At 45.8% G+C, this 13,673-nt stretch carries 10 protein-coding genes; 3 read left to right on the forward strand and 7 right to left on the reverse strand.

Going from position 1 to position 13,673, the window contains the following annotated elements; genetic code table 11:
* Positions 1–115 precede the first annotated feature (115 nt).
* The 7 genes from panC to sfsA form a co-directional block, all read right to left on the reverse strand.
* Positions 116–1,006: a pantoate--beta-alanine ligase gene (panC, locus tag AACT19_RS10595; protein WP_076646242.1), complete on the reverse strand. Its 891-nt coding sequence runs from the start codon at positions 1,004–1,006 to the stop codon at positions 116–118.
* A gap of 8 nt (positions 1,007–1,014) precedes the next feature.
* Positions 1,015–1,809 (reverse strand): 3-methyl-2-oxobutanoate hydroxymethyltransferase, encoded by a 795-nt coding sequence (panB, locus tag AACT19_RS10600; protein ID WP_004735458.1) that lies wholly within the window; start codon positions 1,807–1,809, stop codon positions 1,015–1,017.
* A 22-nt stretch (positions 1,810–1,831) separates the two neighbouring features.
* Entirely contained in the window at positions 1,832–2,317 is a 486-nt protein-coding gene (folK, locus tag AACT19_RS10605; RefSeq protein ID WP_004735459.1) for a 2-amino-4-hydroxy-6-hydroxymethyldihydropteridine diphosphokinase, read from the reverse strand.
* On the reverse strand, positions 2,314–3,669 hold the full coding sequence (gene pcnB, locus AACT19_RS10610) for a polynucleotide adenylyltransferase PcnB (protein WP_004735460.1): 1,356 nt from the start codon (positions 3,667–3,669) through the stop codon (positions 2,314–2,316). Before pcnB ends, folK begins: the two co-directional genes overlap by 4 nt.
* A 183-nt stretch (positions 3,670–3,852) precedes the next feature.
* Complete coding sequence (gluQRS, locus tag AACT19_RS10615) at positions 3,853–4,728, reverse strand: tRNA glutamyl-Q(34) synthetase GluQRS (RefSeq protein ID WP_065682532.1); 876 nt, start codon at positions 4,726–4,728, stop codon at positions 3,853–3,855.
* A 197-nt stretch (positions 4,729–4,925) separates the two neighbouring features.
* Positions 4,926–5,372, reverse strand: coding sequence for an RNA polymerase-binding protein DksA (gene dksA, locus AACT19_RS10620; protein WP_017073117.1), 447 nt, complete (start codon positions 5,370–5,372; stop codon positions 4,926–4,928).
* Positions 5,373–5,507: 135 nt separating this feature from the next.
* Positions 5,508–6,269, reverse strand: coding sequence for a DNA/RNA nuclease SfsA (gene sfsA / locus AACT19_RS10625; RefSeq protein WP_019350583.1), 762 nt, complete (start codon positions 6,267–6,269; stop codon positions 5,508–5,510).
* 94 nt (positions 6,270–6,363) lie between these two features.
* Between sfsA and hrpB the strand changes: the two genes are divergently transcribed.
* Genes hrpB through AACT19_RS10640 form a run of 3 tightly spaced genes read left to right on the forward strand, consistent with a single transcriptional unit; the run spans position 6,364 to position 13,564 of the window.
* Entirely contained in the window at positions 6,364–8,802 is a 2,439-nt protein-coding gene (hrpB, locus tag AACT19_RS10630; RefSeq protein WP_242658941.1) for an ATP-dependent helicase HrpB, read from the forward strand.
* A complete protein-coding gene (gene mrcB / locus AACT19_RS10635; protein WP_076646246.1) occupies positions 8,799–11,192 on the forward strand; it encodes a penicillin-binding protein 1B in 2,394 nt (797 codons plus the stop codon). Before hrpB ends, mrcB begins: the two co-directional genes overlap by 4 nt.
* A 38-nt stretch (positions 11,193–11,230) precedes the next feature.
* Positions 11,231–13,564 (forward strand): patatin-like phospholipase family protein, encoded by a 2,334-nt coding sequence (locus AACT19_RS10640; RefSeq protein ID WP_076646247.1) that lies wholly within the window; start codon positions 11,231–11,233, stop codon positions 13,562–13,564.
* The last annotated feature ends 109 nt before the right edge of the window (positions 13,565–13,673 follow it).

The raw sequence follows: 13,673 nt of genomic DNA on the forward strand, positions 1-13,673 counted from the left end.
TTTAATGGAATTGGTATTAATCTAAGTAACAGGTAAAGAAAAAGGTCGATATAACATCGACCTTTTTTATGTTTTGCGTTTTGTGCTTTTATTTCGCCTTTAGAGCAGGGAGCGATTACTCCGCTGTTTCTTCTTTCACTTCTTCTTTCGTTTCCGTGACCAAATCGAGAACTTGGTTGTCGATAAGACGAGTCTTACCTAGGAAAGCTGACATCAAGATAACGGCCTGAGTCGATTCTGAAGTGATCGCTTGCAGTGTTTTCGCATCACAGATAAAGATCTCATCTGGTTGTAAGTCAGCTGCGCGTAGCTGGTCTGTCGCATCTTCAATCACTGACGCGTAATCATCGCGGCCACCACGAATAGCGCTGCTGATCCAACGCATAGTGCGCGCTAGAACTGGAGCTCGTTGACGCTCGTCAATCGTTAGGTTGCTATTGCGAGAGCTCATTGCTAAGCCATCCATTTCACGAACGGTCGCTACGCCGACAACTTCAATGTCTAACGCTAAATCTGTTGTCATCTGGCGAATAACAGCAAGTTGCTGAAAGTCTTTCTCACCGAAGCATGCAAAGTTTGGCTGAACGATATTAAACAGTTTAGCGACAATCGTTGATACGCCGCGGAAGTGACCTGGACGAGACGCGCCTTCAAGCATGTGAGATATGCCTGGAACTTCAACAAACGTCTGTTTATCTAATCCATCTGGATACATGACTTCTGGTGTCGGTGTAAACACGAGCTCAACACCTTCGGCTGTTAACTTACTTAAATCAGCTTCTAACGTACGAGGGTAGTTGTTCAAGTCATCAGTACGATCAAACTGCATTGGGTTAACAAAGATGCTTACCACAACAATATCAGCCAGCTCACGAGCTTTCTTGACCAGAGTCAGGTGACCTTCATGCAGGTTTCCCATTGTCGGGACAAAAGCAACCGTACGTCCATCACGCTTAAACTGTTTAATCTGCTCACGAAGAGCCGCTATTTCAGCAAAAGTTTGCATAGTTACTCCTAAGCGATTGTATGAGCATCATCAGGGAAACGTGCGCTCTCTACTTCTTCTTTGTATAGAGCGACGGCTTTACGCATATCACCTGTTTCAGCTAGGAAATTCTTAGAGAATTTCGGCATGTAGTTTGCAGAAATACCGAACATGTCATGCATAACCAAGATCTGACCATCGGTAACATTACCTGCGCCGATACCGATAACGGGTACGTCACAAGCTTCTGTAATTCTTTTTGCCAATGAAGCGGGCACACATTCAAGGAGAACGATTTGAGCACCTGCGTTTTGCAGTGCTAGAGCGTCAGCAACCATTTTGTCGGCTTGCTCGTCGTCACGACCTTGCACTTTGTAACCACCAAAAATGTTCACAGACTGAGGCGTTAAGCCTAAGTGTGCACATACTGGTACGGCACGTTCTGTTAGCATCTTCACAGTATCAACCAACCAGCTTCCGCCTTCGATTTTTACCATGTTCGCACCAGCACGCATCAAGGTTGCTGCGCTCTCACAGGCTTGCTCTGGCGTTGCGTAGCTCATGAAAGGCATGTCAGCCATAAGAAGACAGTTTGGGCTACCTGCGCGCACTGAGCGAGTATGGTAAGCAATGTCTTCAACGGTTACTGGTAATGTGTCGTTATGGCCTTGTAGAACCATACCCAGTGAGTCACCGACAAGCAGAACTGGCATTTCTTGGCTTTCGAATAACTGAGCAAAGCTCGCATCATAAGCTGTCGACGTCGCGAATTTACGGCCTTCACGTTTGCATTTGATCAGGTCGTTAATGGTTACTTTTTTCATTGGTTTTCCTTAATGCGCTTGGCTATTGTTGCCAAACATTGAGCCCGTTCTTATCAACTATTTTGAGTAGTTCTGTCAGCTCAGTCCCATCAGGGAGTTGTAAACTTGGTGCGATTTCAGCAAGCGGGTAAAGTACAAACTCTCGTTCTTTCATTCCGTAATGAGGAACGATTAAGCGCTCTGAATCGATCACCTCATTGCCGTATAACACAATGTCGAGATCCAAAGTTCTTGGCCCCCAACGCTCGTCTTTACGGACGCGCCCTTGCTCTAGCTCGATCTTTTGAGTGCAATCAAGCAGTTCAATTGGCGTTAATTCGGTTTGGATTGCTACTACCGCGTTGATGTAGTCAGGTTGGTTTTGCGGCCCCATTGGAGTGCTACTATATAGCTGAGAGGTCGCAATAAACGTTGATCGCGGTAGGCTTTTTAGCGTTTCGATAGCCAAGTTTGCTTGGCTAACTGGGTCGGCAAGGTTGCTGCCGACCGCAATATAAGCCGTTATCATTCGGACTGCTTACTCTTTTTGTTTCGGTAAGTCTTACGGCGACGATGGCCTGACTTTGATGGTGCTGCAACGTCGTTAGCCATCGCTTGGCGCATGTTGCGGCCTGCGGTCTGATAACGCTCCCACCATTTTGCTAGTTCTTTGGTTTCGCCACCCTCAATCTCGCCACGCATTTCTAAGAAGTCGTAACCAGCACGGAACTTATTCAGTTCCATAAGACGAACAGCACGTTTACCGTTACGACGAGGCAGTCGCAATTGCAGTTGCCAAACTTCACGAACGGTCGCCGTGTGACGACGAGGAATAGCAATAGACTTAACTTGCTGGTCAAGAATGATGTTGCTCGCTTCCATGATCGCATCGTAATGCGCCATACCCTGTTCAGCGACAAGCTTGTCTGCGAGCTTGTTCATTGGGTACCAAAGAATCGCTGCAAACATGAATGCAGGGTTTACTCGCTTGCCATCTTCTATGCGAAGATCGGTTGAGTCGAGTACTAAGTCAAGCATCTGCTCTGTATGAGAGTCGTAACCTTCAGTGAAGTGCTCTGCAATTGCAGGGAACATCTGTTGGAACAGATTGTATTCACGCATTAGGTGATAGGTTTCTAAACCGTGACCTGATTGAAGTAATTTCAGAGACTCTTCGTAAAGGCGCGCTGCTGGGATATCTTTTAGCAGGTGTGCCAGCTCTTCGATAGGGTCTGCTGTGTCTTCTTCAATATCGAAATCCAGTTTAGCGGCGAAACGCATTGCGCGAAGCATACGTACCGGATCTTCACGGTAGCGAGTTTCTGGATCGCCAATTAGGCGGATCAGCTTGTCTTCTAAATCTTCCACACCACCCGCGTAATCGTGAATGCTGTAGTCTGCAATGTTGTAGTACATCGCATTAATAGTGAAGTCACGACGCTCTGCATCTTCATCAACATTGCCGTACACGTTATCGCGTAGCAACATGCCTTCATCAGATTGCGCAGAAACGTTTTTCGATGGCTCTTGGTGGTGGCCACGGAAAGTTGCCACTTCAATGATGTCACGACCAAACATGATATGTGCTAAGCGGAAACGGCGACCGATAAGGCGACAGTTTCTGAAGAGGTTTTTGATTTGTTCTGGTGTTGCGTTGGTCGCAATATCAAAATCTTTTGGCTGTGAGCCTAATAAGATATCGCGAACACCACCACCGACTAGAAATGCGTCAAAACCCGCACCATTCAGGCGATATAGCACTTTTAGTGCGTTGTCGCTGATCTGCTTGCGTGAAATATTGTGCTCTTGACGAGTATATATATTCAGAGCTAATTCGTGGAATCCGCGTTGTTCGCTTGGGGTATTGTCGTTTGTATTCATTAGTTTAGAACAAAGTAGGTATCGCCAACTTTGTTTTTCTCTTAGTCCAAAGTGGTAGTGCAGAGTTTAATTGCGGCTAATGATAGCTTAGCGCGAGCCATTTGAGAACATCGTCTGCTTAACCACTGCTGTTGGTTATGGCATTTTTATGTATCGTTTTTGCTATTTGCCGTTAGTTTTGAGCTAATCGCTGTGCTCTTTTTGTAAACTATCAGGTAACTGGCTGACGTTCCATTGCTGAGTTCCCCATAACAAAATCTCATCCATTGAAGCCTCACTGAGGGCATGCGGGATATCAAAACCTAAGAATCGCATAGCGTCGAGCAGCGTTGGTTTTGGGTTGTCGAGATCGATCGCGGTGGCATGGTTCTGTTTTGACAGTTTATTCCCCAAGCCATCGGTTGCCAATGGTAAGTGCAAGTAACTCACTGTTTTTTGCTTGAGTGTCTTATACAAACTGATTTGTCGACCTGTAGGCTCTATCAGGTCTGCGCCTCTTACGACTTCTGTTACCCCTTGCTCGATGTCATCAAGGACAACGGCCAAGTTATAGGCAAACAATCCATCTCTGCGTTTGATAATAAAATCTTCTTCAGCCAATGCTTTAGGGATTTGAATCGCGCCGTGACGAACATCGTCAAAAGACTCGACTGGAAAGTCCATGCACAAGCGCACGGCTTGTTCGCCTGAATCAATCAAACCTGCGTCTCGGCAGTGACCATTATAAAACCCACCCAGAGACTTTATCTGCTTGCGTGTGCATTGGCAGTAATAGGCTTGCTTGTCAGCGACCCATTGATCAATTTGCGCTTGGTAAAGGTCATGGCGTTGGCTTTGATAGATGACTTCGCCATCCCAAAATAGGTGGTAAGCCTCAAGCGTCTTAAGAATGAGGTCTGCAGCGCCGACCATTTCTCTTGGTGGGTCGAGGTCTTCCATGCGAACTAACCATTGTCCTTGGTTCGATTTCGCTTGAAAGTAGCTACCAAGAGCAGCAACAAGTGATCCAAAATGAAGAGGACCTGACGGTGATGGTGCAAAGCGCCCGATATAATTCATAAGTGAAAAACCTAATCTTGATGGTACCGCAGTAGCCGATTCTTAAGACGTTTATCTATTGCTTTGGTTCGTTTAGTCATCGTATTAATACGTAAAAACAAGCTAAAGCTGTTGATTTGCTATCAAAATCTTGAAATATTCAGCTTGGATAACAAACAAAAAGGGAGCCAAAGCTCCCTTTTTTACATCCGCAAGAATTAACCTTGCATCTGTTTCTCTTTGATCTCTGCAAGTGTTTTACAGTCAATACAAAGGTCAGCAGTTGGACGAGCTTCAAGACGACGAATGCCAATCTCGACACCGCAAGAGTCACAGAAGCCGAAATCGTCTTCTTCGATCTTGTCTAGTGTCTTCTCAATTTTCTTGATAAGACGGCGCTCACGGTCACGGTTACGTAACTCTAGGCTGAATTCTTCTTCTTGAGAAGCACGGTCAACTGGGTCTGGGAAATTTGCTGCTTCGTCCTGCATGTGGTGCACAGTACGATCAACTTCTTCCCTGAGCTGGTTGCGCCAAGCTGCTAAAATTTTTGTAAAATGTTCCGTTTGCTCAGGTGACATGTATTCTTCACCTGGCTTTGCTTGGTACGGTTCAACACCTGCGATGGCTAGGATGCCTAGCGCTTTTTTCTTAGATTCTGGCATACAGCATCTCCTATTTACACCTAGTCAACTGCAAAGCAGCTAATTTTAAGGCGGGTATCTATAGCAGAAAGAACGAATGGTGGCAAATACTCTTGTTCAAACTTGCAATCAATGTGAATAGTTCAGCATTTTTGCTTAGCTATTGATAAATTCAACAGCTTGTTTTAGTTGTATTTGAGTACTGCTGAGCTCTGCTTTATAGCAAAGCACTTCAACACCAGCGTCTTGTGCTTGTTTAAGTAATAACGAATATTTGGCGTCTATATGGTGTGCCGCAGACACTTTTTCAATACCTGAATGCAAAACAGTGAATAAAAGTACGGCTCTATTTCCAGATTCGACCATTTCTGTGAGTTCACGCAGATGTTTCTGGCCTCTAGTGGTGACCGCATCAGGGAAAAAGCCTTGTCCTTTGGTTGACGTTTTTTGCTTAGTTGATATTTGTTGCTTAGTGGACGTTTGTTGTTCGTCGAGCAAAGTGACGCTTTTTACTTCGATATAGCAAGGCGGCTTTTCGTTATCTTCAAGCAGAATATCAATTCGACTATTCTCACTGCCATATTTCACTTCGGTTCGTAACGCGTTATAGCCTAAGAGTTCAACTATAGTATTATTTTCAATTGCTTCCACTGCCAACTGGTTTGCTCGCGCAGTATTTACACAAATACGGTGACCTTTGTCTGTTTCTGAGATCTCCCAGCTGTTTGGGTATTTTCTTTTTACATTATCTGAGGTTGAGTACCACACCGTATTGCCAGGGGTCGCACATCCCGTCATTGCTCCAGTGTTAGCGCAATGAATAGTACGTTCGCTGCCGTCTGGAAGTTGGATGTCAGTGAGAAAACGTTTATAGCGTTTAATAAGAGTCGCTGGCTCTAATGGAGGATTGAAGTGCATATTACTTATTTAGACAGGTAGGTTTTTATGTACAATGTTGCCAACATTACACCACAAGGTTCTCCCATTGCCACAACTGCCCATAGAAGCTGTGATGCCAGATCTGCTCGCTGGCGTAGAAACACACACTCAACTTATTCTAAAGGCCGCTCCCGGTGCGGGTAAGTCAACATTCTTCCCTTTACAGTTAGTTAAGACCAACGCCGTTCAAGGCAAAATCATTATGCTTGAACCGAGGCGTTTGGCGGCAAGGAATATCGCAACTTACTTAGCCAACCAATTGGGAGAAAAAGTGGGAGAGAGCATAGGTTTTAGAGTTCGTGGTGAATCTAAAACCAGCAGTGCGACTCGCTTAGAGATTGTTACTGAAGGGATCATGACAAGAATGATCCAAACCGACCCTGAATTGACTGGGGTTGATATGGTGATCTTTGATGAATTTCATGAGCGCAGCATTCACGCCGATACCGCACTGGCCTTTAGCTTGGAGATCCAAGAAGCACTGCGTGATGATCTAAAAGTGGTGGTGATGTCGGCAACCTTAGATCAACACGCGCTGCAATCTTTGTTGCCTGATGCCAAGTATGTTGAATCACAAGGGCGAACTTTCCCGGTCGACTTCCGTTATCTGCCATTAGGCTCGAATGAATATTTAGCCCCTAAGATGGCCAACGTGATTCGTTCTCTGATGGAGAAACAGTCAGGCTCACTTTTGGCTTTCTTGCCGGGTGTCTCGGCGATAAAACAAGTCGAATCTCAACTAGAACAACTCGCCAGCGATATCGATGTGTGTCCTTTGTACGGTCAGCTCAGCTTCCCTCAACAACAAAAAGCGATCGCGCCATCAGAGAAAGGGCGTCGAAAAGTGGTATTGGCCACTAACATTGCCGAAACATCGTTGACGATTGAAGGCGTTCGATTAGTCGTTGATTCAGGATTAGAGCGAGTTGCAAAGTTCGATTTGAAAACCGGTATTACTAAGCTTGAACAAGTGAAAATATCGCAGTCTTCTGCTGAACAAAGAGCAGGTCGTGCTGGGCGAATCGAAGAGGGCCTGTGTGTTCGTTTGTACAGCGAAACACAGCTTATGCAGCAACCTGCTGTGCCAGAACCTGAGATTCTTCATTCTGATTTGTCTTCGTTGGTGTCTGAATTGACACAATGGGGAGCCGCAAGTGCTGATGAATTGCAATGGTTAGACATTCCACCGAAAGCTTCAACAGAACAAGCTAAGCAACTCTTACAAAACCTGGAACTGTTAGACGGTAATGGTCAATTTACGGCACTAGGAAAACAGGCTCAACGCTTAGGAATTGAACCTCGCATCGCCAGTATGTTGGTTAAAGCGCAGCAAAGCAGCCAAGAGCTACTGAATGTCGCGATTGTTGCTGCCGCTTTACTTGAAGAGCCAGAGCGCAATGTGACGGATATTCAGCATTCGTTGCATCGACTGAAGCAAAGAAAACACTCAAAAAATAGCGTGGTGATGCAGCGAGCGAAAAGTCTCGCGAGCAAACTCAAACATCACTTAGATTTGTCACAAGTTGACGAATCATTGCTACCATTAGTGCTTTGTTTTGCCTTCCCAGACCGAATTGCACAAGTGAGAAGCGCAACCAGCAGTGCTTTCCTTCTTGCGAATGGCCACGGGGCTGAGGTTCGTGACGATGATTCATTGGCGAACAATGACTATATCGTAGTGATTGATTTGATGCGCAGCACAGGGCGAGCCAGTCAGATTTTCTTAGCCACTGCCGTTGATATTTCGCAGCTAGAAGCTGAATTCCCAAAACTGTTTGTGCGTTCCGATTACGCCGATTGGGATGAAAAACGTGGCCGCTTAGTGGCAGAGCAGCGAGTGTCTTTGGGCAAGTTGATTATCAGCACCAAAGCTTTACCAGAGCCTGATGCGAATCAGGCGAGCAAAGCGCTACTCAATTATATCGCTCGATGCGGGCTGGATCGCTTACATTGGACCCCTTCGGCTAAACAGCTGGTTGAGCGGGTACGCTGTGCAGAACTTTGGATGCCTGAGCATGATTGGCCAGCGATGGATGATGCGAGTTTAGTTGAACATCTTGATGAGTGGCTGTCGCCGTATTTAAATGGCATTAAGTCTGCCAAAGGGCTGTCGAATGCATCGATTGAACAAGCACTGTCGGCATACCTTGGTTGGCCGTTGAATCAAGAAATTGATCAATGGCTGCCTACCGACTATCTGATGCCGACGGGCAGTAAAAAAGCAATTCGCTACCAGTATCAGTCTGAGCCAGTAATCTCAGTACGAATGCAGGAAGTCTTTGGTGAACAAGACTCGCCATTGATCGCGCAAGGGCGTAAAAAAGTGGTGCTTGAGCTACTTTCTCCAGCACAACGACCACTACAAATTACTCAAGATTTAGCTGGCTTTTGGGCTGGCGCGTACAAAGAAGTACAAAAAGAAATGAAAGGCCGTTACCCAAAACATCCTTGGCCAGATGACCCTGCTAACCATGTAGCAACCACTAAAACCAAACGACAGTTGAATCGATGATGACCAAAATGTTAACGCCCAAAAAGGCACCACCTAAAAAAGCGCCAGCAAAGAAGTCACCAGCGACCAAAGCCAAGCCCAGAAAGCCAAGAGCAGCAGCGAAAAAGACTAAACCTAAGCCATCTGGTAAGAGAGGTTGGTTGAAGATCCTGTGGGGCATTTCTTGGAAAGCAGGCTTGGCTCTTGCTGCATTGCTGTTGTTCGTCGGTATTTATCTTGATTCAGTGGTCAAGCAGCGTTTTGAAGGTCAGTTGTTTGATTTGCCAACCGTGGTTTATGCGCGAGTGCTGGACCTGTCTCCGGGAACCCAGGTGAGTTTGGTGCAGGTTAAGAATGAGCTGGATGTACTCAATTATCGTAAGGTGAACGCTCCTCGTCACCCTGGCGAATACTCTTCTTCCTCAACCAAGATTGAAATGATTCGTCGCCCGTTCGAGTTTGTCGATGGACCGGAAGCGGATCGTCATGTGATGCTGCATTTCAACGGTAACGAGTTAACTCGTATTCAGTCGCTAGAGAAGAAAGGCGACATGGGGTATCTGCGTGTTGAACCGAAAATGCTTGGCATGCTTGAAAAAAGCAGCGATGAGCAGCGTCTGTTCTTAAAACGTAATCAGTTCCCTGAGGTGATGGTTGATGCATTGCTGGCAACCGAAGACCGAAATTTCTATCAGCACGATGGGGTATCGCCACTGGCCATCGCTCGTGCGATGGTGGTCAATGTAAAAGCAGGGCGAACCGTACAAGGTGGCAGTACGTTGACGCAACAGTTGGCAAAAAACCTGTTCTTATCTAGCGAGCGCACATTATGGCGTAAGGTTCGCGAAGCCTATATTGCACTTATCTTGGATCATCGTTACAGCAAAGATCGCATCTTAGAAGCCTACTTAAACGAGGTTTATCTTGGGCAAAATGGTGGACAAGCGATTCATGGCTTTGGATTAGCATCTCGCTTGTATTTCGGGCAACCGATTCAAGAACTCCGAATCGACCAACTAGCACTGCTGGTCGGCATGGTCAAAGGACCTTCGTATTACAACCCGGTTCGTTACCCTGAGCGAACTAAGACTCGACGTGATTTGGTTCTACGTTTGCTGATGCAACAAGACATATTGACGCCGAAACAGTACGAAGAAGCCGCAAGCCGAGACTTGGATATTCAAGATAACCCACGTATTGCGAGCCGTCAGCCCGCTTACTTCCAGCAAGTAAACATTGAGCTTAAGAGATATGTCGGTGACCGATTTGAAGCACAGAAAGGCATTCGAGTCTTTACCTCTCTGGATCCGGTGTCCCAAGACAAGCTAGAGAAGTCTATTGCTCGTAAGGTGCCTGATTTATCTAAAACGGCAGGTAACAAGCTCGAGGCTGCTGCTATTGCAGTGGATAGAAATACTGGTGAAATTCGTGCGATGGTTGGTGGTAAGCGTACCGGCTACGATGGCTTTAACCGTGCCTTGAATGCGAGTCGTCCTATTGGTTCTTTGGTTAAACCAGCAATCTACTTAACCGCACTAGATCAACCCCAGAAGTACACGTTGGCGACAACATTGAAAGACACGCCACTGAGCTTGAAAGGCAGTAAAGGCAGCGTGTGGAGCCCGAGAAACTTCGATCGTAAGTTCCGTGGCGATGTGCCCTTGTATGTGGCGCTTTCTAAGTCTTACAACGTACCAACGGTTCGTTTGGGCATGCAGTTAGGTATTGATAGCGTTTCGGATACGATTGGAAAACTGGGTGTCGATAAAAACGAAATTCGCCCAGTGCCATCGATGTTTTTGGGTTCATTCTCATTGACCCCGTTTCAGGTAGCGCAGATGTACCAAACCATCACCAACTCTGGCCGTATAGCACCTTTGTCTGCGCTTCGTTCAGTTGTTGATAACGATGGTGAGGTTTTATATCAGTCGATCCCTCGAGTATCACAAAGCGTTGACCAGCAAGCTGCTTGGTTGACAACGTATGCGATGAAACGTGGCGTGTCTGAAGGTACGGGGCGTTTTCTACAAGGTCAGTTTGCATGGGCAGGATTAGCCGGTAAAACGGGCACCAGTAATGATAGCCGAGACAGTTGGTTCGTGGGTGTTGATGGTCGAGAAGTCACTACCATCTGGCTAGGGCGCGATGATAATAAGCCGACTAAACTCACGGGCTCTAGTGGTGCGCTACGTGTCTATGCCGATTATCTGAAACATCGAACTCCAGAGCAGTTACTGTTGCCTTGGCCGAATGGCATTACGACGGCAAGTTTTACTCGAACTTCTCAAGGGGCTTTAGAGTTTGACTGTGACGGTACGGTTAAACTGCCGGTTTGGGATGAGAATGGAAACATTAAAAAGGGTTGTGAAAGTCAACCAAAACAGTGGCTAAAAAAGCTTTTTCAGTGGTAAAGTCGTAAAAGAAAAGAATGACAAGGATAGTTTAAAGAATGATTTCTCGTTGGATAGTGAGCGGCTTAGGCATTGTCGGTACTGTGATCAGTTTTCAGCTGTTTGCATCTACTGTGACACCGGTGGAACAATCTCAGCAAGCTGGAAAAGCTCATAAAAGACCAACCGTTGCTGTCGTACTTGCTGGTGGAGGAGCCAAAGGAGCGGCTCACATTGGTGTACTTAAAGCGCTAGAAGAGATGCAAATTCCGGTCGATTACATTACCGGTACCAGCATGGGTTCTTACGTTGGTGGGCTTTATGCGACAGGGATGAGTGCTGATGAGATTGAAAGTTTTATTTATACGGTTGATTGGAATCGCGGCTATCGTGATCGCGTTAACCGTAGTGATCGCCGAGTGCGTGACAAAGAATATGAAGACCGTTACCAACTGAACACCGATCTCGGTTTAGGTTGGGGCGAAATCAAAGCTAGGAAAGGTGTGGTTCAAGGTCAGAATATGTTACGTATTCTGCGTGAGACCACAGGTAACCTATCTCCACTCGATTCTTTTGACCATCTTGCTATTCCCTACCGTTCAGTCGCAACTGACATTATTGAGCTTGAAGAAGTGGTCATCGACCATGGTCACCTTGTTGATGCGATGATGGCCAGTATGTCAGTTCCCGGCGCGCTTCCCCCTTATGAATTAGATGGCCGAATGCTGGTTGATGGTGGTGTCACCAATAATATGCCAGTCGACGTTGCTAGAGCGATGGGCGCGGACATCGTCATTGCGGTGGATATCAGTACCAATTACAAAGGCAAAGAAGACTTCACGAATTTTCTAGCGGCAGCTGACCAACTCTCTAATTATCTGGTCCAACGCAGCACTCAAGAGCAAGCTGAAACACTGACGGATGATGATGTTTTCTTGAGTCCTGATGTTGGGCAAATGGAGACAACTGACTTTGATAAAATGCCATCGGCTTTCCTCGCGGGCTATGAAGCCGCTAAGCAGCATACTGATGAGCTTTCTAAGCTATCGCTCTCAAATGCCGATTATCAGCATTATATCGAGGACAAACAAAAAGCACGCAGACAGCTGAAACATGGCGATAAGACTGTCGTCGATAGGGTGGTCATCAACAACAACACCCACTATTCAGATAAGTTGATCGAAAACCGCTTAAATCTCGATTCTGGTGAGGTTTTGAAAACCAGTGAAATCGAATCTAAAGTGAAAGATCTCTATGCACTGGATAGATTTGAATTGGTCACTTATGAGTTTGATAATGTTGATGGCGAGGATCAACTGTTAGTGGATGTGAACGAAAAGTCTTGGGGCCCAAACTATCTCAACTTTCGATTCTTTCTTGAAGATGACTTCTCGACTACCAGTCAATACTCACTCGGTGTCTCAGCCAACTTTACCGATATTAATAAGCATGGTGCAGAACTAAGAACCAATATCGAGATGGGTACTGACAAACGAATTGAAGCGGAACTTTACTCGCCATTTTTTTCGAGTCAAAAACTGTTCACTTCAGCATCGGTTGTTTACAGCAAAGAGAACAGAAACCTACCAGCAGATATTGACGATATTGAAGAGCCGACACTGGACGTAACGAAAGATTACCTCCCAATGACGTATAGTGAATATGTCGGTGAATTGGCATTAGGCTATCAACCAACGTTGTGGCAAGAGCTGAAATTTGGTGTTCGTTATACTGATGGGGATGTTGAGGTTTCTTCGTTACCCTCATTGGGCAGCGGTGGCTACAAGCGTATTGGCGGGTTTATGGGGTATCGACTCGATACTTTGGATAACTTCAGCTTGCCGACCAAGGGTTACTTTGTCGATTTAGAGTACCTCGTCTCTCATGATGATTTTGATAACGACAGCTCTGTTGGTGAATCGGATTTAACGTCTGAGAGTGATACGGTTTATGAATTCTCAGCTAATTTCATGGCAGCAAAGAGTATTGAGAAGCATACTTTAGTCGCAAAGCTTGATTACGGTATTGTAGAGAGTAAGAACTCGATTTTTCCAATCGACCCCAAAGAGCTTGGCGGTTTCTTAAACCTGTCAGGTATTCCAAGGAATAGTATGATAGGTCAGAACTTGGCCTACACCAGCCTTATCTATCGTTATAAGTGGTTTGAAAATGACTTCGGCCTCTTTAAATCACCGTTCTACGTAGGTGCATCCATAGAACATGGTGGTGTTTGGTCGAACAATGATTTAACCATTGATGAAGCACCAATGTACACCGCAGGTTCTGTTTTTGCAGGTGTCGATTCGCCAATAGGACCGATCATTTTGGCTTATGGCCGAACTGAAGATAACTATGATTCGGTCTATTTGATTGTCGGTACTTCCTACAAATAATCATGCGTAGAGTAGCCATTTAACTGCGTAATTAGGCAAAAATAGTGGGACTTTCGTCTTAACTTGCTATGTTGGTCAAAATGATAAGATTTTAATTTAACGTTAAATT

This window comes from Vibrio sp. 10N.222.47.A9 (assembly GCF_963872585.1).
Taxonomy (GTDB): Bacteria; Pseudomonadota; Gammaproteobacteria; order Enterobacterales; family Vibrionaceae; genus Vibrio; species Vibrio splendidus.

Excerpts from the sequence above, each read along its gene's own strand:
- mrcB (WP_076646246.1), top strand. The coding sequence starts at position 8,799 with ATGATGACCAAAATGTTAACGCCCAAAAAGGCACCACCTAAAAAAGCG.
- panC (WP_076646242.1), bottom strand. The coding sequence starts at position 1,006 with ATGCAAACTTTTGCTGAAATAGCGGCTCTTCGTGAGCAGATTAAACAG.
- hrpB (WP_242658941.1), top strand. The coding sequence starts at position 6,364 with ATGCCAGATCTGCTCGCTGGCGTAGAAACACACACTCAACTTATTCTA.
- gluQRS (WP_065682532.1), bottom strand. The coding sequence starts at position 4,728 with ATGAATTATATCGGGCGCTTTGCACCATCACCGTCAGGTCCTCTTCAT.
- dksA (WP_017073117.1), bottom strand. The coding sequence starts at position 5,372 with ATGCCAGAATCTAAGAAAAAAGCGCTAGGCATCCTAGCCATCGCAGGT.
- panB (WP_004735458.1), bottom strand. The coding sequence starts at position 1,809 with ATGAAAAAAGTAACCATTAACGACCTGATCAAATGCAAACGTGAAGGC.
- AACT19_RS10640 (WP_076646247.1), top strand. The coding sequence starts at position 11,231 with ATGATTTCTCGTTGGATAGTGAGCGGCTTAGGCATTGTCGGTACTGTG.
- folK (WP_004735459.1), bottom strand. The coding sequence starts at position 2,317 with ATGATAACGGCTTATATTGCGGTCGGCAGCAACCTTGCCGACCCAGTT.
- pcnB (WP_004735460.1), bottom strand. The coding sequence starts at position 3,669 with ATGAATACAAACGACAATACCCCAAGCGAACAACGCGGATTCCACGAA.
- sfsA (WP_019350583.1), bottom strand. The coding sequence starts at position 6,269 with ATGCACTTCAATCCTCCATTAGAGCCAGCGACTCTTATTAAACGCTAT.